This window comes from Thermodesulforhabdaceae bacterium (assembly GCA_037482015.1).
In the GTDB taxonomy this organism is placed as follows: Bacteria; Desulfobacterota; Syntrophobacteria; order Syntrophobacterales; family Thermodesulforhabdaceae; genus JAOACS01.
The window spans coordinates 1-22,334 of record JBBFKT010000018.1; the positions used below are offsets into that span (position 1 = coordinate 1).

The 22,334-nt window shown below is 45.0% G+C and carries 17 protein-coding genes and 1 riboswitch; of the genes, 15 read left to right on the forward strand and 2 right to left on the reverse strand.

Annotation, left to right across the window (positions count from 1 at the left end; translation table 11 throughout):
- The first annotated feature begins 455 nt into the window (after positions 1 to 455).
- From ndk to WHS38_11790, 15 genes are all read left to right on the forward strand, one after another.
- Entirely contained in the window at positions 456 to 875 is a 420-nt protein-coding gene (gene ndk / locus WHS38_11720; protein MEJ5301646.1) for a nucleoside-diphosphate kinase, read from the forward strand.
- 49 nt (positions 876 to 924) lie between these two features.
- Positions 925 to 2,103, forward strand: coding sequence for a transglycosylase SLT domain-containing protein (locus WHS38_11725; GenBank protein MEJ5301647.1), 1,179 nt, complete (start codon positions 925 to 927; stop codon positions 2,101 to 2,103).
- 69 nt (positions 2,104 to 2,172) lie between these two features.
- Positions 2,173 to 2,928 carry an NAD-dependent deacylase gene (locus tag WHS38_11730; protein MEJ5301648.1) on the forward strand — a complete coding sequence of 252 codons (756 nt, stop codon included), beginning with the start codon at positions 2,173 to 2,175 and terminating at the stop codon, positions 2,926 to 2,928.
- Between the two features lie 59 nt (positions 2,929 to 2,987).
- Positions 2,988 to 3,818 (forward strand): MotA/TolQ/ExbB proton channel family protein, encoded by an 831-nt coding sequence (locus WHS38_11735; protein ID MEJ5301649.1) that lies wholly within the window; start codon positions 2,988 to 2,990, stop codon positions 3,816 to 3,818.
- Entirely contained in the window at positions 3,815 to 4,255 is a 441-nt protein-coding gene (tolR, locus tag WHS38_11740) for a protein TolR (GenBank protein ID MEJ5301650.1), read from the forward strand. The genes WHS38_11735 and tolR overlap by 4 nt, the downstream gene beginning before the upstream one ends.
- A gap of 102 nt (positions 4,256 to 4,357) precedes the next feature.
- Positions 4,358 to 5,374, forward strand: coding sequence for a TonB family protein (locus WHS38_11745; GenBank protein MEJ5301651.1), 1,017 nt, complete (start codon positions 4,358 to 4,360; stop codon positions 5,372 to 5,374).
- Positions 5,375 to 5,478: 104 nt separating this feature from the next.
- Complete coding sequence (locus tag WHS38_11750) at positions 5,479 to 6,804, forward strand: hypothetical protein (protein MEJ5301652.1); 1,326 nt, start codon at positions 5,479 to 5,481, stop codon at positions 6,802 to 6,804.
- A 126-nt stretch (positions 6,805 to 6,930) separates the two neighbouring features.
- Positions 6,931 to 7,515 carry a peptidoglycan-associated lipoprotein Pal gene (gene pal / locus WHS38_11755; protein ID MEJ5301653.1) on the forward strand — a complete coding sequence of 195 codons (585 nt, stop codon included), beginning with the start codon at positions 6,931 to 6,933 and terminating at the stop codon, positions 7,513 to 7,515.
- 138 nt (positions 7,516 to 7,653) lie between these two features.
- Positions 7,654 to 8,556, forward strand: coding sequence for a tol-pal system protein YbgF (gene ybgF, locus WHS38_11760; protein ID MEJ5301654.1), 903 nt, complete (start codon positions 7,654 to 7,656; stop codon positions 8,554 to 8,556).
- Positions 8,557 to 8,864: 308 nt separating this feature from the next.
- Positions 8,865 to 10,457 (forward strand): acyl-CoA dehydrogenase family protein, encoded by a 1,593-nt coding sequence (locus tag WHS38_11765; GenBank protein MEJ5301655.1) that lies wholly within the window; start codon positions 8,865 to 8,867, stop codon positions 10,455 to 10,457.
- A gap of 92 nt (positions 10,458 to 10,549) precedes the next feature.
- On the forward strand, positions 10,550 to 11,191 hold the full coding sequence (locus WHS38_11770; protein MEJ5301656.1) for a TetR/AcrR family transcriptional regulator: 642 nt from the start codon (positions 10,550 to 10,552) through the stop codon (positions 11,189 to 11,191).
- Positions 11,169 to 12,746, forward strand: a complete 1,578-nt coding sequence (locus WHS38_11775) for an AMP-binding protein (GenBank protein ID MEJ5301657.1) — start codon at positions 11,169 to 11,171, stop codon at positions 12,744 to 12,746. Before WHS38_11770 ends, WHS38_11775 begins: the two co-directional genes overlap by 23 nt.
- A gap of 15 nt (positions 12,747 to 12,761) precedes the next feature.
- On the forward strand, positions 12,762 to 14,006 hold the full coding sequence (locus WHS38_11780; GenBank protein ID MEJ5301658.1) for an acyl-CoA dehydrogenase family protein: 1,245 nt from the start codon (positions 12,762 to 12,764) through the stop codon (positions 14,004 to 14,006).
- 112 nt (positions 14,007 to 14,118) lie between these two features.
- Positions 14,119 to 15,942 carry a dynamin family protein gene (locus tag WHS38_11785; GenBank protein ID MEJ5301659.1) on the forward strand — a complete coding sequence of 608 codons (1,824 nt, stop codon included), beginning with the start codon at positions 14,119 to 14,121 and terminating at the stop codon, positions 15,940 to 15,942.
- Between the two features lie 265 nt (positions 15,943 to 16,207).
- The gene (locus WHS38_11790) at positions 16,208 to 18,253 is read left to right on the forward strand and encodes a sodium-translocating pyrophosphatase (protein ID MEJ5301660.1); all 2,046 of its coding nucleotides are present in this window, start codon (positions 16,208 to 16,210) and stop codon (positions 18,251 to 18,253) included.
- A gap of 141 nt (positions 18,254 to 18,394) precedes the next feature.
- Here the strand turns inward: WHS38_11790 and WHS38_11795 are convergent, their stop codons facing one another.
- Together WHS38_11795 and cbpB are read right to left on the reverse strand one after the other, a co-directional pair.
- Entirely contained in the window at positions 18,395 to 19,615 is a 1,221-nt protein-coding gene (locus WHS38_11795; GenBank protein ID MEJ5301661.1) for a (Fe-S)-binding protein, read from the reverse strand.
- 186 nt (positions 19,616 to 19,801) lie between these two features.
- On the reverse strand, positions 19,802 to 21,181 hold the full coding sequence (gene cbpB / locus WHS38_11800) for a peptide-modifying radical SAM enzyme CbpB (protein MEJ5301662.1): 1,380 nt from the start codon (positions 21,179 to 21,181) through the stop codon (positions 19,802 to 19,804).
- 341 nt (positions 21,182 to 21,522) lie between these two features.
- A riboswitch (cobalamin riboswitch) is annotated at positions 21,523 to 21,661 on the reverse strand.
- Positions 21,662 to 22,334 lie beyond the last annotated feature (673 nt).

Here is a 22,334-nt window from a genome sequence, read left to right on the forward strand (position 1 = left end):
GCACCTGAAAGGGTGACGGTGGTGAACCGGAGATAACGATAACCGTCCCGTAGGGGCAGGCCTTGTGCCTGCCCAATTCCAGGGCCGTGTGCATGTCCGATTACGGGGCAACCACAAGGGATTGCCCCTACACTTCTCGAACCGCCCGGTGCAGACCCGCATGCCGGGTGGTGTGGGAGGGGATCAGTCAAACTGACCAACCCTATCCCAATTCTGGTGAATCGTATATTTAAGTCGTTTTTTAGCTGCATAAGTCTGGAAAGGTTTTCCAGGTTGAGATTCATCCATGCGTTTTCTATGGTTTATGTCACTTTGCCACCATGTAAGAGAAGTTTTCGGACACCCTCGAATAGGCTTGACTATTCCAGGGACTGATGTAGGCTTTTCCGTCGAAAGGATAGTGGACAAGTTGTTTGGAAAGCATGTGTCATTCTAAAGAAACCGGAGGAGATGCTATGGAAAGAACGCTTTCGATCATCAAACCTGATGCAGTATCACGAGGTCTAATGGGGAAAATTATGGCTCGGTTTGAATCAGAAGGTATCAGGATTGTAGCTGCTAAGATGGTGAAATTAACTAAGGAAGAAGCAATGGCTTTCTATGCTGTGCACAAGGATAAACCTTTTTACGATAGCTTGACTGATTTCATGTCTTCGGGACCCATCATGGTTATGGTGCTCGAAGGAGAAGATGTAATCCGCCGAAATAGAGCCATCATGGGAGCTACGAATCCTAAACAGGCAGAACCGGGCACGATAAGGGCTGAATATGGAACTGATGTGGAAAAAAATGCTGTGCATGGTTCCGACAGCCCTGAGACGGCGGTTAAAGAGATAGGATTTTTCTTCAGCGAGTATGAACTTGTTGGAATGTAAGAAAACTCGGCTGTGTACCCTTGGTGAGTTGTGTTGGGGCAGGATAAATATGGATGAGAGAGGTGGAATTATGAGAGCCGTGAGGTATGCTTCGAGTTTTATCATATTATTCCTGTTTATTAGTGGCTGTAGTAGCGTGGGGACAATGGAATCGGAAGGATCTGGGGGAGCGAAGAAACTTGCTTCTTTACCGCCTCAGATCACGCCTGTTCAACCTTCTCAGCCATCGATGCCTTCCGGAATTGTTCCTTACTTCCGCCTGCCGTCTGAATTTACCTTCTGTGGAGAGTCTGTGCCCCTTAAGAGACCTGATATTATGGAACGGTTCGATCGAGAGTTCACAATAGTAGTGTATTCTCATGCTCAGGTCTATCTGTGGCTTAAGAGAGCGGAACGGTATTTCCCGTGGCTGGAGCAGCAACTTAAAGCGAAGGGACTGCCTGACGACTTGAAATATGTTATGGTGGCAGAAAGCGATCTGTTGCCAGGAGCAAAATCTTCAGCTGGTGCTGCTGGTATATGGCAATTTATTCCATCCACAGGGTCTAATTATGGACTTAGAGTAGCCAACCATCTGGATGAGCGTTACGACTTTGAGAAAGCCACAGAAAGTGCGCTTAGATACCTTACCGACCTTTACAATAAGTTCCATAGCTGGACTCTCGCTCTAGCGGCATACAATTGTGGGGAAGATCGAGTCTTTCGTGAGATGTCGAAGCAAAGGGTTAAAAGCTATTACGATCTTAGATTGCCGAACGAAACTGAGCGATATGTATTCAGAATTATGGCTATTAAAGAAGTGCTCTCGAATCCTGAAAAATATGGCTACCAGTATATCAAAGGAACAGGTTACCAGCCTTTTCAACTGGAAAAGGTGCCGGTTACTCTTAACGATTCCATTTCCGTTGTTGATCTTGCAGAAGCTGCAGGTTTGACCTACAGACAATTCCTTATTTATAATCCTCATATTCAATCGGATACCCTTCCTGCTGGTTTTTATGCTTTTCGTGTTCCCCCGGAGCAAAAAGACTCTTTTGGAATGAAAGTTGAAGAACTCAAGAAGCGTTACGTTCAACAATTCCGATACCACGTGGTTTCAAAAGGAGAAAGTCTGGTTTCCATTGCTAAACGTTATGGCGTTTCAGTAGATGACATTAAGCAGTGGAACCAATTAAAGAGTAACCATGTGGTTAAAGGACAGACTGTTAAAATTAAAGTATCCAAGTAGGAGCGCACCCTACATATTCGTGGGTGCTCTTTGTGTGTGATAATAGCAACAACCAGGAGCTAGGCGGTTATGGAAGATAAATACAAAATTGCAGCAGAGAAAATCAAGAATGCCCGCTTCGGCATAGCTCTTACAGGGGCGGGGATTTCGGTAGAAAGTGGAATCCCTGATTTCAGAAGCCCTTCCGGTTTGTGGTCAAAATATGATCCTGAAGAATACGGCTACATTGAGTCTTTTAGAAAGGATCCTGCTAAAGTATGGCGAATGATTCTTGAAGTTCAAGATCTTCTTAATAACGCTAAACCTAATCCGGCTCACATAAGTCTTGCAGAACTTGAAAGGGAAGGGCATATCAGGGCAATCGTTACCCAAAACATAGACAGCCTTCATCAAAGGGCCGGTAGTGTTGAGGTTATAGAATATCACGGCCATGCAAGAACATTGCGGTGCGATGTTTGCGGACAGACTTATCTTCCCGAAATGATAAGATTTGACGATTTGCCACCTAGGTGTTCCTGTTCAGGACCTATTAGACCTGATTTTGTCTTCTTTGGTGAGCCTATCCCACCCTTGGCTTATCGCCGTTCTATGGAATATGCTGCGCGCTGCGATGTAATGCTTATAATTGGCACTTCGGCGACTGTTGCTCCGGCTTCTTACCTGCCCGTTATTGCTAAAGAGCGCGGAGCCTACATTGTGGAGATTAACCCCACCCCTTCGGCCATTAGTTCAGCACTGACTGACCTTTACATTGGGGAACCGGCTGGTAAAGCTCTGCCCTGCATAGTGCAAGCGCTTCGCGAACTCAAAGAAGGTTCATCGTAACGATGAAAATGGCTTGGTGGTGCCTATAAAAAGTCTCCGGAATAGGAGGATTTTTTGAAATGTTTTCGTTTGTGACAACAACTCTTGGTGCAGGTTCGGAAGGTTCTGTGCTTTCCATACTGGGGCATACTGGTATTGTCGTTAGAATTGTGCTCCTTATTCTGGTGCTTCTTTCGCTAGCTTGCTGGACCATCGTAGTAGCAAAGTTCTGGAGTTTCAGGAAGATTCAGCGTGAGAATGTGGAGTTTCTCTCCAAATTTCACCTAGCTCGAAGTATTGGGCTCTTTTATCAGGACACTCGACGTTTCTCTGAAACCCCCCTGTTGTATATCTTCCGAGCAGGATATGGGGAATTTGTAAGGTTCCTGAAATCCGTTGAATCGGCAAAGGTTGAAGCGGAAACCCCCAGATTTGGTAGATTCCACAGTGGAGCAAATATCCTTTTGGGAGATCACATGAAAGAGATTGTCCACAGAGCGATGGAGACGGCGAGCATGGTAGAGCGGGCCAGGATGGAGAAATGGCTTCCTGTGCTGGCTTCTACCGGAAGTAGTGCTCCCTTTATTGGTCTCTTCGGAACCGTTTGGGGCATTATGAACAGCTTTCGGCATATAGGACTTCAAGGCTCGGCCAACCTTGCCGTTGTGGCTCCAGGTATAGCTGAAGCACTTATCGCTACTGCTATTGGTCTTGCTGCTGCCATTCCCGCCGTTATCGCCTATAATTACTTTATGCAGAAGATTCACGTTGTTGAAACGGATATGCAACATTTCATTAATGATTTCCTGAACACTGTGGAAAAAGAGTGGATCAAGAGAAAAATGACGGAAGGGCAATCACAGCCAGAATCAAAAACCGTTTCTGCGGCAAGTCAGGGGAATTTGCTATGAACGTTGGGGATCAGCGAAAACCAAGATCTCTTATGGCAGACATTAACGTTACACCTTTCGTGGACGTTATGCTTGTGCTTCTCGTGATCTTTATGGTTACGGCACCCATGATGATGCAAGGAGTTGACGTTAAACTTCCCCAGGTTCAGGCGCCAGCTATTGAAGCAAAAGAAGAACGACTCATTATCACCATAGCAGGGGATCGAAAGATATTTATTAACGAATATGAGGTAACTCTTGGAGACCTTGTGTCGAAGCTTGAAGCTATCTACGCCAATAGAGCTACCAAAGCGGGGGTTTTTTTGCGAGCTGATGAGGGACTTCCTTACGGTTTTGTGATGGAAGTTATGGGAAAGATCAGGCAGGCTGGAATAGAAGAAATTGGAATGGTAACTGAAGGCAAACCAACGTTAACCCCAGACGATGTAAAACGATAAAAATTAGATGTTCATAGATAGCCCCAGGGTTGAAAAATTACTTGGGTTGATACTGTGATGTGTAGCATTGATGTTTGTGAGTGCTAATCGAGGGGAGATTTTATGGATCTTGAACGGTCAGTTTTTGCCGTTAGTGAACCTAAGAAGCTCTACGCTATAGGGTTGATCATATCTATTCTCATTCATGCTGTGTTGGTTATTGCTGTTGTGGTGCTTCCTAAGCTGACCCCTTCATCGAAGTTCACCGACATCAAGGCCTACAAAGTTAAAGTGGTATCTGCCGATCAGTTAGGCAAGCTTCCTCAGAAAAATATAAAGGCTCCCTCGGTTAGTGAAATCCTGGCCAGTGCAGGAAGTAAAGAGTCGCGCGGAGGGAAAAAAGAAGATATTCCCATTTATTCAGTAAGGAAAATCAGTGTGCCTGTGGAGGAGAAAGAGGTTCAAAAGTCTGAAATAAAACCTATTGAAGCTCCTTCCCCATCTATCGCTATGCCTAAAACTTCCCAGCAGCCATCTGCCAGATGGGAAAACCTTCTTCCGAATATAAGTGTAAAAAGAGATGCTCCTAAGCCTATAGAACAGCGTAAGGAACTACTTAAGGAGACCAGTGCTAGCGGTTCTAAGGAGAATTCTAAACAGACTGAGAAGTCTAGCGAAGCCAAGGCTCAAAGAGAAGAAACCTCGGGGGGCGGAGGCCATTCTGCGTCTTCATTAGATGAAAAAGGCAAGTCTTCCGGGGGGAAAAGCAGTGCTGAAGGTAAAGGCGATTCATCGGAAGCTGGTGGAAGTTCTCAGACATCAGAAGAATATGGGCTTGCGAGAAGGCTTTATTACAGTGAAGTCTGGAGAGCAATCCAAAGTCAATGGGCGGTGCCTTCAGAACTAATTAATAGAGACGATATAGAAGCTATACTTGTAATAAAAATTCGGCGGGATGGAACCATTATGGACGTCCGATTTGAAAAAAAATCCGGAAACGAAATTTTTGATTCTTCAGTCTGGAGAGCGGTTCAAAAAGCAAATCCTCTTCCTCCTTTTCCAAAAACTTATAGCCCGCCCTACGAAGAAATTGGTATTCGCTTTAGACCAAAAGATTTGGTAAAAGGACAGCGATCGTAAGAGAGACATCCTCTGGTGTGGATGCCTTTTTAGGGACGCGGAAGTGTCACTGTGTCCCTAAAAATTTATGATGCGGATTTTTTGAATCGGAGGTTCAACAAGGTATGAAACGATGGCTCAAAAGATTTGCTGTTTTGCCTGTGGTAACACTGGTATCCACTGTTTTCCTTGTTATGCAGGCTTATGGTTCGGATCGAGTCTATCTTGATATTACAGATCCTTCATTTAGAAAGCTACCGATAGCCGTCCCGGGTTTTAGAGTGGATGGGGGTGGTTCAGGAGTTGCTGAGGACCTGTTATCCACAACGAAAAAGGATCTCCAAATATCCGGTATTTTTCAGGTGCTGGATTCTCGAGCATTTTTTGCCGATCCACAGAAATTAGGAGTTACGGCAGCAGAGATAGATTTTGGTCAGTTTAAGCAAGGAGGTGCTGAATATCTCATTAGAGGATCCTATTCCACCGATGGACAGAACATCCATATGGAACTTCGATTTTTTGATGTGGTGGGTAGGAAAATGCTTCTTGGTAAAGCTTACGACGGAAAGCTTCAGGATAGAAAACTCATGATCCATCGATTCGTTGACGAAATATTGAAACTTATCACGGGAGAAGGAGGCGTTTTTTCAACTAAAATCGCTTTTGTTAACAAAGAAGGGAAAGTCTCCAGGATTTATATGGTGGATTTCGATGGTTCTAATCCTACGCTACTTACACCGAGAGAAGAATTAGCCATGTCTCCTAGCTGGAGTCCTGATGGAAGGTTCATAGCTTATGTTGGCTTTCGTGGAAATAAAACAGCTTTGTGCGTTCTGGACGTTGGAAGCCGAATTGTTCGAGACTTTTTCCTGGGAGGAACTATTTCAAATGTTCGCTTTAATCCTCAAAGGGACCTGATTGCTGTTTCAGTTGCCCGTTCTGATAGTGGTCCAGAAATTGTTGGAGTGGATCCGCAGGGAAACATTGTGGGTAGGCTTGTAAGTGGAGGCTGGAACATAAAAACCAGTCCTTCTTGGTCTCCGGACGGTAGAAAAATTGCCTATGTCTCAAACGAAACAGGGAACCCCCAGATTTACGTTTATGATGTTTCTACAGGGTCAAAGCGACGCATCACCTTTTCAGGTGACTATAATACAAGCCCCAGTTGGTCACCCAAAGGGGATTGGATTGCCTATTCGGGGTTAAGCGGAGGGCATCATCATATTTTTATTGTAAATCCAGAAACATCAAGCACTATGCAGCTTACTAACGGTAACTATAACAACGAAGCTCCTACCTGGTCTCCTGATGGAAGAATGATTGCTTTCCAGTCCAGCAGATCGGGAAGAAATGCTATATGGGTGATGTTAAGAAACGGAGCGGACGCAAGACTTCTTACGGAAATGCCAGGTGATCAGATTTTGCCATCATGGTCACCTAGATTTCAGTAGAGTTGCAACAACTGGGTTGTTTTAGATGTATTCTCTGTGGATGCATTTTGTTGACGAGAGATTAGGTGAGGACACAGTTCAATGCGTCCTTGCCGTAGAGAATTTTAAAAAGGAGGGTGACAGATCATGAGGAAAAGTAGATTGCTTATGGGGATGGTTGGAATGCTTTTGGTGTGCGGTCTGCTAGTAAGCTGTAGTAAAAAAACCGTTCAGGGACCACCTATGGGACCGGGACTTGCGGGACCTGGTGCTGGTGGCTACGGAGCACCTGGTGCCGAAGCAGGTATTGGAACTACTCCTTTGACAGACGAAAAACTTCGAGCTCTTGGTATTACCACTGAGGAACAGAAGCGAGAATTTCTTAGACAAAAGGAAGAATTTGAAAATCAAGATATCCATTTCGATTTTGACTCTGCAGCGATTCGAGAAGATGCAAAACCTATTTTGTCTAAGAAAGCTGAATTCTTGAAGAGATACCCTTCTCTTACTATCACCATTGAAGGACATTGCGACGAGCGAGGAACTAACGAGTATAACCTTGCTCTTGGGGAGAGAAGAGCCCACAGCGCGTGGCAGTATCTCGTAAATCTTGGTATAAATCCGGAACGAATGCAGATGATCAGTTACGGTGAAGAGAGACCAATAGCTACTGGGCACGATGAAGCATCATGGGCAAAAAACCGCCGAGCCCATTTCGTAATACATTTCTAGAACTTATTTGCACTCTTTGCGGGAGCACCTTTTAAAGTGCTCTTGCAATGGGCAATAACCGAGATGGATAGAAAAGAAATAGGGGTAAAGGTATCTTGCCCCTGTGACGGATCATAAAATGAGAGGTATGTGAAAACCATGAAAGGTAAAATTTTGCTGTTAATTGTAATTTTTGGAGTTATTGCCGGGATTAGTGGCTGTGTTACTACCGGTGGTAACGAACTGTCTGCTCTGAATCAGAGAATGGTTATGCTGGAAGAGCGAGTTTACAGATTAGAGCAGACAATGGAAGGTTATAAGGCTAGCGCTAAAAATGTGGCAGACATGGGTGCATCCATTGATGCTCTTAGAACCAAGGTGGGGCAGGTGCAGGGTAAAGTTGAAGAACACGAACAGAAGCTCTCGGCAGTTTCTAATCAACTCGCTCAGATTCAGGATGCGGCGAAAAAACAGCAGGAAAAGCCTTCTACTCCTCCTTTAACTGCTCCTGCTGAACAACAAAAAGAACAAAAAGCTGAACCTTCACCTAAACCACCAGAAAAGCCCACAGAACAACCTGCTGGAACAACAAAACAAGCTGCCGTTTCTGAAAAACCTCAAGAAACTCCACAAAAAAAACCCTCAGAGGAATCTCCTCAACAAAAGCCTTCTTCAGAGAAAGCTATGTATGAGGAATCTCTGGCAGCATACAATCGCAAGGATTACAATGCCTCAGAAAAGGGCTTTCAAGAGTTTCTCAAGAAATATCCCGATTCTCCTTTAGCCGATGACGCAACTTTCTGGCTGGGGGAAATCCAGTTTACTCGCGGCAATCTTCTAAAAGCTATCGAGCATTACCAAAAAGTTATAGATGTCTATCCCAAGGGCAACAAGGTTCCCATGGCTATGTATAAGCAGGGGAAAGCCTGGGAAAAATTGGGAGATTCAACGGCGGCAAAAATACTCTATGAAAAAGTTATAAAGAAATATGCCAACACCAGCGAAGCAAATCTTGCAAAACAAGCCTTAGATGAGCTGAATAAGGGATCTTCAAAACAATAGTTTCGCTGTAGTTTTACGCGCATTCTTTTTTGGGTAGAGGCGTGAAATGTGTTGCGCCTCTACTCTACTGGAAATGTCCCGCAAGTAAAATTTTCCGCACTTAAATTACCAGCTCGTGAATAGTTGAAGCCCTTGCACCCTAACAAACACCCAGTATAACGCGAATGCTACCATTTTAGGGGCATAGTCCTAAAAGCTGGCTTTTTAACATTTTCATTTCTCATTTTGCTTGCTCGGTCTTTGTGGTTCACATTATAATGAACAATGTTCACTTTAGGCAATGTTGTTTTCGAAAGAGAGGAGTATGTATGGATGATGATCGCATTTTAAATCCTTATAGTTTCGATGAGTTTTTAAACGTGCGAGAAAGTCTCGATTTCTACCGCTCAGACGCCTTCACTCAAAAGGCTTTCCGGCATTTTCCTCCGCCTTCGATAAGAGAGCAAGTTGATAAAGCCGCAAGCGAAATATCCCTTAAGGTTTCATTTAGATGGCGGAAGTTCGTTGAGCGTATGGCATCCTGGGATAGACGCCCCTGCATAATCCATTACGATGCCCACGGGCACAGAATAGACGAAATAATTAGACCCATGGAAACCGAGCTTCTCGAAAAAGAGATCTTTTCTGAAGCTCTCTTTTCCACCAAAACTCATCCCTGGGTTAGGCTTGCCAAGCTTTTCCTCGTTTACCAGCTTGGTGAAGCTTGTATCGCCTGCCCTCTTGTCTGCACCGAGGGACTTATCGCTCTTCTGGAACGCTATGCTGACACCCCTGAACTTAAACGAATCCTTGTTCACTGCCGTGAAGGTCTAGATGGAGATTTTGGCATAGGAGCACAATACCTTTCCGAAATTCAGGGCGGTTCTGATGTTCCATCAAACCGCGTCATGGCGATTAAAGAAGGTGATCATTGGAAGATTTACGGCGATAAATTCTTCTGTTCCGCTACCCACGCTGATTATGCCGTAGTCACAGCAAAACCAGAAGGTTCTCCCCATGTAGCTGCCTTCGTTGTTCCTTCCTGGGAAGTTCCTGACGGGAAGGCTAGAAAAAAGCGAAACAATTTTACTATAAACAGACTCAAGTGGAAGATGGGAACGGTGGAACTTCCTACAGCCGAGATCACTTTTAATGGAAGTATTGCATACCCTGTGGGTCCTCTTGATAAAGGACTTGCAAATGTTGTTGGTATTGTGCTCGCCTATTCTCGCATGACCGTTGGCCTTTCCAGTGCCGCTTTTATGATAAGGGGAGTTCGTGAGGCGCGCCTCTATGCCTCGTTTCGTGAAGCTTTTGGAACACGGCTGGAAAATTTCCCTCTGGTGGCAAGAACTCTCGATGAAATAGAAAACATTGCAAGAAGAAGCCTTGCAGGGGCCCTGAAGCTTTATTCGCTCTTTTTCGATCTTCCTGGAGGATTTCAAGGAGGACTAAAGCCCACTGATGAACCGCTTGATTTGTGGCGAAGAAGATTTGTAGTCCGTGAACTTGTTATGCTCCAAAAAATTACCGCTGCTCAAGATGCCCCCGATGTTCTCAGAAAAGCCATTTCTATATTTGGTGGTCACGGTGTAATAGAAGATTTTTCAGACCTTCCACGTCTATTTCGTGACTCCATAGTAAACGAACTCTGGGAAGGACCAAGAAATGTACTCCTTACCCAAATCTACAGGGATTTGCAGAGAGTGAGAGAGGGCGGATATTCTCCTGTTTTGTTTTGTCGTGATCTATTGGGAGATGGTCTTGGCAATGAGTTTGGAAAAGAATGCGATGAACTGGTTCAAAAGAATGTGCTGACAAGTCGTCATGAGTGTGGAAGATGGGATGATTTCTGTGCCAGATTGTGCTGGGCTTTCCAAAATAATGCGCTTCAAGAAGTTACTAGTTCAACAGAAGGTTAATTCCCAATTCCTAGTTCCTAATCCCTAATCCCTAATTCCTGGCTTCCAATTCCGCGCTCCAGGAAATTACTAATTTCAACAGGAGGAAATCTATGAAACATGCTTTCATGGAACTGCGGGAGGAAGAGCGAGAAAAGCGCAAAGAGCTCATACTAGATGCTGCCGAGAGAGTCTTTGGTTCGAAGTCCTTTAAAGATGTTGGAATGAGGGATATAGCCAAAGAACTAGGTGTTTCTGTAGGTGCTCTTTATCGCTACTTTCCGGATAAGCAATCGCTTTTCGTGGAAGCCTTCATGCGAGGTGCTAAAGAACTAATAGAACTTACCGAAAAAGCGATCGAAGAAAAAAGCGATCCGAAATCCATCGCTCGCCTTTATGTAAACTTCCTGCTGGAAAAGGACCATTATTTCAAAATGATGAGCCATTTCATGCTCGAGGGAAACCTCGAAGGAGAAGCCCTTGACCGGCTCAATTCCATGGAAAAACGTTTACTGGACGTCTTCCAGAAACTGTTTGAGTCTTCATGTTCGACACCTTTGAAAAGAATTATCGCTCATGCCTTCTTTGCAGCACTCAATGGAATCCTTATCACTTTTCGAAACTATCCCGGCAGAACCCCCGAAGAGGTTCGTTCCCACGTATATCGCCTCGCTGATTTGATAACGGCAATGTTCATACAAGGCACTAACATAGACATGAAAGGAGGCTATTATGAAAGCTCTAGTAGTTCATGAATTGTTAGGAAGAACAACATCGCTTTTCGGAAATCAAGAAATTGTTTCAGGATCAGTGCGGCTTACCTATAGAAGTTTTTATGAACGAGTCTGCCGCCTTGCATCAAGCCTTAAACGTATAGGTATAAAGAAAGGCACAGTAGTTGGAGTGTTGGACGCAAATACTCATCGCTATCTTGAACTGCACTACGCTCTTTCTATGGTGGGGGCTATTATCCACACTTTGAATTTTCGCCTTCCTGGTGAAGATCTTGTCTATACCATGGTGCACGCTGGCGATGAATGGATATGCGTATCAGATCTTTTTATTCAGGCAGTTAAACCGGTGGCGGAGCGTTTCCCAAATTGGATAATTATGAGCGACGACGAAAACCTTAAGCTTCCCGGTGCGTCTAATTCTTTTTCCTACGAAGAACTTGTTCGAAGTGGTGACTTTTTGGAGACCCCAGAGAAAGTTAGCGAAACTGATACTTACTCCATTTTTTACACCACTGGGACGACGGGAAGACCAAAGGGTATTCGCTATCGCCATCGCGATATCTTGCTGGGCTCTCTTCAACTCTGCCATCACCTGACAATTCATGAAACTGGCGCGCATATTGGAAGTTCCGATGTGATAATGCCGCTTATCCCGTTTTTCCACATCCACGGCTGGGGAACGGCTTTTTTCGGTCCTTACCTGGGGGCGAAGATGGTTTTGCCGGGAAGAGCTATTCCGTCTGAGCAAGCTGAAATCATTCATCGTGAAGGAGTTACCTGGCTTAACATGGTGCCTACACAGCTTCATATGTTGCTTGATGTTGAAAATTTTGGAAAAGTGAAGATTCTTACTGGTGGTAGTGCACTTCCAACGGGTCTTGCTCGCCAGGCTGTCTCACGTGGAGTTCGCTACAGCCTTATATATGGTGGATCAGATCAGTTGGGTGCTTCTATTTCTGTTGTTCCAGAAGGAAAAACTCTACCTTCTAGTTATTCCGAAGAATGGGAAATGCTTCGGACTCGCATGAGGCCTCTTCCTATGGTGGATATTTCCATACGGGACGAGAAAGGTTCTCCACTTCCTAATGACGGTAAAACCATTGGTGAAATCTGGGTTTCAAGCCCCTGGCTTCCTGAGGGTTATTACAACGATCCCGAGCGTTCTGCAGAGGCTTATCCACCGGAACACCCAGGCTGGTTTAAGACTGGCGATCTTGGAAGTCTAAGCCCTGATGGTTGGCTTACCGTAGCAGATCGTCAGAAAGATGCGATAAAAAGTGGCGGCGAATGGATTATGTCTTCTGTGCTCGAAGCGGTTATTTCAGAGCATCCCAAAGTTGCTATGGTGGCGGTTATACCTGTTCCTGATGATCGCTGGGGAGAACGTCCTTTGGCTGTTGTTAAGCCTAAGGAACCTGTATCTGATTCTGAGCTTAGGAGTTTTATTGAAAACAAGGTTTCGGAAGGTCGAATAGCCAAATTCTGGATTCCCGATAGATTCTTAATAGTTGAAGAAATCCCTGTTACCAGCGCAGGTAAGCTTAACAAAGAACAACTCAGGAAAATCTATCGATAACCAGGAGGGAAAAACATGATGGACCATCTTCTTACGGATGCTCAAAAGGCTTGGCGGGACGAGGTACGAGACTTTGTCAAATCCGTTCCCCGTCAGATGATCATTGATATGGACGCTGATAAGATCAAGTTTCCAAAGGAGTTTCTGCAAGAAGCTGCTCGGAGAAATCTTTTAGGCTGTCGCTATCCAAAAAAGTGGGGCGGACGTGAAATGGACTGGGTTAGCACCTGTGTGGCTATGGAAGAGGTTGGCACTCTGGGATACATATTTGCCTGTGTCTTTGGGGTTGGTGCTGAACTCGTGTGTGATGCAATAGTAATTCATGGCACAGATGAACAGAAGGAACGCTACGTTAAGCCGCTTCTTCGAGGGGAACTCTTCGCTGCTGAATGCCTTACCGAACCCCGCGGTGGATCTGACTTCTTTGGCACCACAACTTACGCCGTAGATAAAGGCGATTATTTCCTTCTAAATGGTCAGAAACGATTTATCGTGGGAGGTGAAGGGGCAGATTATTTCCTTGTTTATGCTCGCACAAACCCGGATGTTGATCCCCATCATGGGATTACATGCTTTATCGTCGATAGAGGACCCGGTGTCGAAACGAAATATTTGTATGGGCTTATGGGATGCCGGGGGGGCGGCACAAGCAGACTGGTGTTTCGAGATGTGAAAGTCCCGAAAGAAAACGTGCTGGGCAAGGTTAATGGTGGTTACGAAGTTTTTAAGACAATGATGATCCCTGAAAGACTTGGCACGGCAGCGATGACAATCGGAGCCGCCAGGCCGGCTCTGGAAATTGCCACGGGTTATTCTACTCGTAGGAAAGCCTTTGGAAAACCAATTTATGAGTTTCAAGGCGTGAGTTTTCAGATTGCCGAAGCTGTTATGCTCCTTGATGCATCTAGAACAATGGTTTACTCAACCGCTCGAGCTGTTGATCAAAAAGCGCCTGAAAACTACGTAAGGCGGCTTATATCGGAGACGAAGAAATTTGTCACAGAATCATGCCAGAAAGTTGTTCACAACGCTATGCAGGTAATGGGAGGAATTGGCTATACTAACATCTTTCCAATTGAGCGTATCTACCGCGATATCAGGCTTGCGTCTATATGGACCGGAACAAACGAGATAATGTCGGTGGTTACTGCCCATGAGTGGTATAAAGAGTATTGGAAAATCAAGCAACTTGGGCTAACCAGAGATTGCGAACAGGACGCTCCCGAAGCTCACGCTGAAGAAGAAAAAGTTTACGAATAATTTTGGCAATTTCCTATAGACCATCCCGAACATTGTGATGTAGTTGAAAAATGTTCGGGATGGTTTTTTCGTTTAAAGATTTAGTCGTAGATAGAAAGGATATGTGGGAGATATGGTAGATAGCCAGGGCATAACTGAGTCCTTTCAGGATTTCAGCAGATACAAGCAAGAAATTATTGTTGCTATTGAGCAGTTTAAGCAGATCGGTGCGTCTCAGCGGTTTACGCTTGAAGAAATCCGCAATAAACTGGATCAGGAAGTTTTTGAACTTGTTGTGGTGGGCCAGTTCAAAAGAGGCAAGACCTATCTTATCAATGCCTTGCTTGGTGAAGAACTTCTTCCCACAGGTGTGGTGCCCCTTACGTCCATTGTTACGGTAATTACCTATGGAGAAAAAGTTTCGGCGACGGTTTTTTTTGCAGACGGAATAACCAGAGAAATAGCTGTGGAAGAAATTGGTGAATACGTTACGGAAATTGGCAATCCCAGGAATGAAAAAAACGTTCAGGAAGTGCAGGTAAGTTTCCCTTCAGAATATCTCCGAGGCGGTGTGAAACTGGTTGATACTCCTGGTGTCGGTTCAGTCTATAAGCATAACACGGATATTGCATATAAATATCTTCCGAAATCTGATGCAGCCATTTTTGTTCTTTCGATTGATCAGCCTGCAAGTGAAGCAGAACTGGATTTTTTGAAAGACGTTAGGAATTTCGCTCACAAGATCTTTTTTGTCCTGAACAAGATCGATGTAGCCCCTAGAGAAGAGCTTGATAGAGCGGTATCTTTTACCAGAAGTGTGCTTGAAGAAACAATGGGGAAAGATGTAAGGCTTTTCCCGGTGTCTGCAAAGTGGGCTTTAGAAGGCAAGAATAAAGGACTTTCACAACTCCTTGAAGATAGCGGGCTTCAAACTTTTTCGTCGGCTTTGGAAGCTTTTCTTATGGAAGAAAAGGGTAGAGTGCTCGTGTGTTCTGCTGCTCATAGAATGTTGTGGTATCTTTCGGAAGCGTCTCTTTCACTTGAGCTTGAGCGGAAGGCTTTGTTGAGTCCCATTGAGGAGCTTAGAGCAAAGCTTGAACTCTTTGATAAGAAACGTTCTGAACTTTCTATACGAATGACCCACCTTGCTTCTATCATTGATAATTCCGTAAATAAAACAATTTTAAGTCAGCTTGATGCGGATCTAAGGTCTTTCAGACAGTCTATAGAGGGAGAAATAAAAGCCGAGGTTCTTAAGATATTTGAAGATTACCAGAATCGATCTCTTGAAGAACTTAATGAAGCGTTGAGACGTTGTATTACGGATGGGCTCTATGATGGTTACATGGCGTGGTGTGAAAAGGAAAGAGAAATACTTGATAAACACCTCCAGGAAATTTTTGATCCTTTGAGAAGAGATGTTGAGGTAGAAACGGCGGAATTGATGAAATTTTCATCTGAGCTTTTTGATCTGCCGGCTTTTTCAGGAAGCTTTTCAATGAAATTTATGGATAAAGCAGGAAGTGTATTTCGGATCAAGCAGGATCCGGTGGCTCTGGAACTTCTCGATACTATGCTTACAGAAAAAGTTCCCAGATGGATGAGCCGGTTTTCTCGTTTGAAGGAATTTTTGATTAGGAAAGCGAGAGATCGCATTTTGAAAAGATGGCTCAATCAGCTTTCAATTATGTCTGATATGTATAGTGGAAGAGCTCGATTTGCTCTCGTTAAAACAACAGAAAAAGCAACAGATCAGTTTCGCCGTGGTATATTAGAAGGAGTAAACCGCACCTTAAAATCTCTTTCCGATGCAATCAGTAAGGGTATGGAAGTCAAGGAAAGGAGCGAAGCTGAATCAAGGGAACGAGTTTACGCTATAGAAAAGGAACTTGTTCTCGTTAATTCTCTTAGGGAACGCATAGGACAACTTTATACCAGAGTAAGCTTTTCTTCTTGACAACGTTAAGGCGCTAATTTAGTTATGAATCATGTGAAAAAAGTATCGAAAAGAAGGAAGATTGTTGTCTTTTTACGCGGTAAGCGTAGAAGCGGTATCAAAAAGGTAGAGGGTAAGAGATGGTGTAAAGTCAATTTTTCACACATATGAGGAGGTGAGAGGGGAAGAGCAATGTAAATTAGCAGTATTTTTAGGGCATTTTTTAAGGGTATGTGCTCAATAGGGCACTGAAGAATCAATGGTTGTATGAAAGGAGGATGGGTCGATGGAGTTAAGCCAGATTTTGATGTTTGCTTTGGGATGTGGTTTGCTTAGTGTCGTCTATGCGCTTTTTACAGCCGCGTGGGTTGTTAAGCTTCCCGCCGGATCTGAAAAAATGCAGATGATTTCAGATGCTATTCATGAAGGAGCCAAGGCCTTTCTGAACCGTGAGTATAAGACGGTTGCAATGGTTGGCGTTGTGCTCGCAGCAGCGCTAGTCTATCTAGGAAAATTCGTGGCTCTCGGATTCGTACTCGGTGCTTTCGGCTCCGCTCTTGCCGGCTACATTGGAATGATGGTTACGGTTAGAGCTAACGTGAGAACAGCAGAAGCAGCAAAAGCCGGTCTTGATTCGGCTCTCAAAGTAGCCTTCAGAGGCGGTTCAGTTACGGGACTTATGGTAGTGGGTCTTGGTCTTTTGAGCATCGCCGGCTACTATGTTATAGTCAAATCTATGGCCCCCATAGATGAAGCTTTTCACGCTCTCGTTGGTCTCGGATTCGGTTGTTCGCTCATGAGCGTCTTCGCTCGAATCGCCGGTGGTATTTACACCAAGGCTGCCGACGTCGGAGCCGACCTTGTCGGTAAAGTTGAAGCGGGTATTCCCGAGGACGATCCTCGAAATGCCGCAGTAATCGCCGATAACGTGGGTGACAATGTTGGTGACTGCGCAGGTATGGCCGCTGACCTTTATGAAACTTACGTTGTTACCGTTGTTGCGGCAATGCTTCTTGCCAAAACCGTTTATGGACCCCAGAGTCTTTGGGTTGAATTTCCGCTCCTTATCGGTGGCGTATCTATCCTTGCTTCAATTATAGGCACCTTCTTTGTTCGCCTTGGAAAGAGCCAGTATATCATGGGTGCTCTCTATAAGGGTCTTGCTGTATCCGCTGTCCTGGCAGCAATAGCATTTTATTTTGTTTCTCAGTGGTTCCTTAAGCTCCCCAACGTCCAGCCTGCCTTTACTCCAATGGGCGTCTTCTTGACCGCGGTTATAGGTGTTATCCTGACCGGTCTTATTGTTATGATAACCGAATACTTTACGTCCAAGAGCTTCAAGCCGGTTCAGCATATTGCAGCGTCCAGCTTGACTGGCCATGCAACCAACATTATTGCAGGTCTTGCAGTTAGCATGAAGTCAACCAGTCTTCCAGTGCTTGCCATCAGTGCCGCTATTATAGGTGCCTATTACCTTGGTGGTGGTTTTTCCGGTAGCCCCGGTGGCGGTCTCTTTGCTATCGCTCTTTCTGCCGTATCAATGCTCTCCATGACGGGTATCGTGGTTGCCATCGACTCCTATGGTCCGATCACCGATAATGCTGGCGGTATTGCCGAAATGGCTGAGCTGCCCGACAGCGTCCGCGCTGTAACTGATCCTCTTGATGCCGTAGGAAATACCACAAAGGCGGTTACCAAAGGATACGCAATCGGATCTGCCGGATTGGCAGCTCTCGTACTCTTCGCCGAATACTCCAGATCTTTCGGCGAAAGCATTGCTTTCGACCTCTCCAACCCGAAGGTGCTCGTTGGTCTTTTCATTGGCGGCTTGCTCCCATTCCTCTTTGGATCGCTCCTTATGGAAGCCGTTGGTAGAGCTGCGGGTGGCGTTGTTGAAGAAGTTCGACGTCAGTTCCGCGAAATTCCTGGCATTATGGAAGGAACTGCTCGTCCTGAATATGGAAAATGCGTTGATATCGTTACCAAGAGCGCCATTAAGGAAATGATGATTCCTGCGCTTCTGCCCGTGGCGACTCCTCTTCTCGTTGGCTTCCTTATTGGTAAGGAAGCTCTCGGTGGTGTTCTTATTGGAAGCATCGTAACAGGTCTTTTCCAGGCTATTGCTATGACCAGCGGTGGTGGTGCTTGGGACAATGCCAAAAAATACATCGAAGATGGTGCTTTCGGTGGCAAGGGATCTGATGCTCATAAGGCTGCCGTAACCGGCGACACCGTGGGCGACCCCTACAAAGACACCGCAGGTCCTGCCATCAACCCGATGATCAAGGTTGTGAACATCGTCGCCTTGCTCATCGTTCCGTTACTTAAGTAAAGCTAACTTTTAGGGATGAGCCCCCACAAAGTAAGAGGCTCATCCCCATTAGTCGAAATGAAAAAACCGGGGATTTTCCCCGGTTCGTTTTTTTGAAAAAATAAAAGGGGCGACCAACAACTTAGCCGCCCTTTTAATTTTTTATTTTTCGCCGCCTTCTTCTTCCTTTGGTTCAATAATTAAAGAATCGGCAACTAGTTCCCACAGGTATTTTACTTCAATATCAAGGTCATATTCTTTTTTGAGGCTCTTTTTGATTTGATCACGGCAGTTGTGGCATGGAGCTACGACAAGCGTTGCTCCTGTGTCTTTAATCTGTTTTGCCTTCACTCTGCCGTAAAAGACCCGTTCTTCTACATAGGGACCAGCCCAAGCACCACCACCTGCTCCGCAGCAGAAGTTATTTGCTTTGGTTGGATTCATGTCAACGAAGTTTTCACAGCATTGCTGAACAATCCATCTTGGTTCTTCGTAATAGCCATGACCGAAGGCTTTTTCACTCTTTCTGCCGTAATTACAGGGATCGTGATAGGTGGTGAGTTCGGTGTGGATTGACTTGTCAACCTTAATGCGACCTTCTTCCAGGTATTGCTTTAGAAGGTCATGAATGCTCAGGTATTTTACTTCGCCCTTAAACCATCTTTCGAGACCCAACCTGGTCGCGTAGTATGCGTGGCCTCATTCAGGCAAGAGCAAATACTCGCATTCAAGCTCCTTGTAATTCTTAACTATACGGCTGACTATTTCCTTCATAGCCGCATCATCGCCGGTGAATAGACCCCAGTTTACACCTTCCCAGTTTTCTGATGGAACAGTCCAGGATTCACCGGCAGCGTAGAAGATTTTCCACCAGAAAGTCATGTCTTCGGGTTCGGCAAAAGGTTCTTTGGAGTTAATAGTAACAAGGATTCGTGCGCCTTTTTTGTCAACCGGCACTTCAAAGCCAGGCAGTTCTTCGGCAAGCTCTGCTCCAACATCTTCTAAGAGGAAAAGGAAGTCTTCTTTTGGAATTCCCACATTGTTTCCAGTATTAAGGCACATTTCTACGCCTTTGTGAAGAACGCCCGGCACTTTGTCGCGGGCTCTCAATCCTCGAGCGGATCTCAAAAGCGCTAACAGATCAACCCCCATTGGACATGCATACTCGCAACGACCGCAGAGAGTGCAAACCCAGGGAAATTTGGAATCGATAATCTCCTGATCCAGCCCCAGCACGGCAAGACGAACTACTTTTCTTGGATCGAGTCCATCTACGCCTGCTACGGGACATCCTCCTGCGCAGGTTCCGCAGGTAAGGCAAAGCTCGGCATACTGACTTGCGAGCTTTCGCCTTTCTCTTTTCGACAGCAATAACGGCTCCATAGGCTCCTCTCCTTACTCGAGAAACATCCCACAAAATCCCTCAACCTTGGCTCTCGCACTCCTCCTCCCCAGCAGAGAAACGAGAGCCACTTGTTACTTGCGTTTCAAATTTAAGCTGTATTGTAAAGACTAAAAGCGAAAACATCAACTATGAATTTGATAATCGGGCGCAAAAATAGATTTTTTCTATACCATAGAAGTTTGTCGGTTGTGGCTGTAAACTTCCTCGGTTTCCTCCTCCCATCCGTCCCAGAGATAATACTGTTCTTCTCCTCTAGCGATCACTCTAAAAGCGTATCTTACCTGCTCTTCGTAGAAGGCGCAGTATGGAGCTGGAGACTGAAGGGATCCCGCGAGAGCGTAAACTTCAGCGGGGCAGGGAGCTCCACAAAAGTGTCTTATGGCGCATCTATTGCAAGGATCGATTTGTTCTACTGTGCGGGTAGTAATCATTTGGAAAGCTTCAGAAGAAAGAATTTCGGGAATTGAATGATAAAAAATATTCCCGCCTTTGAAACTCTCAAGCCCTATAAACTCGCTGCAGGGAAAAACATCCCCCCTGGCTGAAACGGCGAAGAAACACCTTCCTCCACCGCAGGGAGATATGTCACACATAAGCCGTCTTGTGGTTGGTCCAATAATGCCTGCCAGAACATTGGCGAAATTCACTACAACAATCTTGAACCCACGCTCTTTCCTGATTTCCTGCGTCCGATCCAGAGCTTTACAAAAATATGTTGCGAAAATATCATCCTCGGGTTTTAGATCTCGTCCTCCTTTCTGAGTGCATCGAACAGGGTTGAACATGACCATACTAACACCATGATCTGCGTAAAAATCTACCATCTGAGGCAGAATGGAAACATTATGTTTGGTTACGGTGGTGATAACATTAAAACCCGGGTAGTCTGCAAGATCGGCCATGACCTTAAGAAGATGCTTAAAAGCTCCGTTTCCTCCCCAGGAATGACGTAGTGAATCAGCAATTGCCTGATCATGGGCGTCCAGCGATATGCCTATACTTATGCCTTTGTTTCTAAGAAATGTTATGGCTTCATCGTCCAGAAGAGAGCCGTTGGTTTGAATTCCGAAGTGGAAATCGTTTTCGAATTTTTCTATTGCTCTAAAGACTGTGTCTTTTGCTACCATGGGTTCGCTGCCGTGAAAAATAAGCTGGGGCTTTACGGATGGGTGGAGATTAGATCGAAAATAGTCAAGAAGGCGATGAAGAGCCTCGGATAGAGTTTCATAAGACATTGTTTCACCAGATCGTCTCATGGTTTCGGGAAGGTAGCAGTATGGACAGTTAAAATTGCAACGCTCGGTAGGGTTAAAATAAACTGCCGAAGGTGTGAGTTCAAACCTGAAGGAGTGCATTTCTTTCCTGAATCGATCAGCTTCTTCAAGAAAATCTTTAACAATGCCTCCAGAGAGAGCGTCTCCTAGATCCTTGTTTTCTACGAGGGCCCAGAATCCCGTATCTGGTTCTATAACTGCTACACGATCTTCAAGTCCCACATCTAACACGGCAAACTGTGGACCATACCCGGAATTAGCGTATTTCATGGTTTTGCAAGCCTCCTTCAAGAAATTTTTAAATTTTGGATCATGTTAATAAGCCTAATGGGGGCGCATATTAGCGCGCCCCCACCGGATAGAGACTTCCCGCTGCAGGTTGCCTCTAATACCTAGTTTTTACTTCTTGGCCGTGAGAAGAACATAGTGGGACAGACCGGTTCCTTCCATACGTTTGCATTTTCTTCTGTAGCTGATCACTTTCTTCATTCCTGTTCACCTCCTTTCTACTGTGAATTAAAGGGATATAATAAAAAAACCCGGACCAATCCCTTCTAGAGATTGATCCGGGTCCCTTTGCCATCAGGATGCCCGAACTTCCTCCCCGACAGGTCTTCTGGCTTCCCTCCTCTTTGGCGCCTTCCCATCCCGCTTTAGCGAGACAGTGGCTTTTTGCCGAAGAGCCGCTCCTTTATTAGGAGCGCTTGAGGGTTACAGCGGCGGGTCCGCCACGGATTTTCACCGTGTTCCGGGATGTCGGGAGGATCCAAGCCAATCTATCTTTTAACTGGGCATGTTAAAATGGTCAAGGAGTTTGTGGATGTTCGACAATTCTTTATTGCTTTTTTGACTTTTAAACCAAGTTTGTCACTTTTTAGGACGGAAACAGCCTATACTAATTAGAGAAGCTAAAAAACAGATAGATGCTATGTACCTGGGCTTTCGCTTCGACTTCTAAAAACCGTAAGAAAAATCTAATAAACTGAAATTCATAGTGTAGCATGAACATAACTTATCAAGTAGTTGCATCAACTTACGATAGATGACAAACTTGGACAAGCAATTTCCTCTATAGCGGCAGACTATCTTTAAATCTTCTATGGATCCAATACCACTGGGAAGGATCCTCTAGAATCATTTTTTCAAGGAGATTGTTGAACAGAGTGGTAGTTTCAATAATCCTTTTTTCTAGAGGTCCCTCCTTGGGCATCTCCAGAGGTTTTAGAAATTTTATGAGGTATGTGCCATCAGGTTTTCTCAGGTTGTAAATAGGCAGTACAAGGCTTTGGGTTTTTATAGCCAGAAGGGAAAGGGATTTGTGGGTGAGCACTTTTCGGTTAAAAAACTTGGCTCATGTACAAACCTGGTGCAATAGAGTATACTATACTGGACTTTTTTCTTGGAGTTTATGTATGGAGTTCCC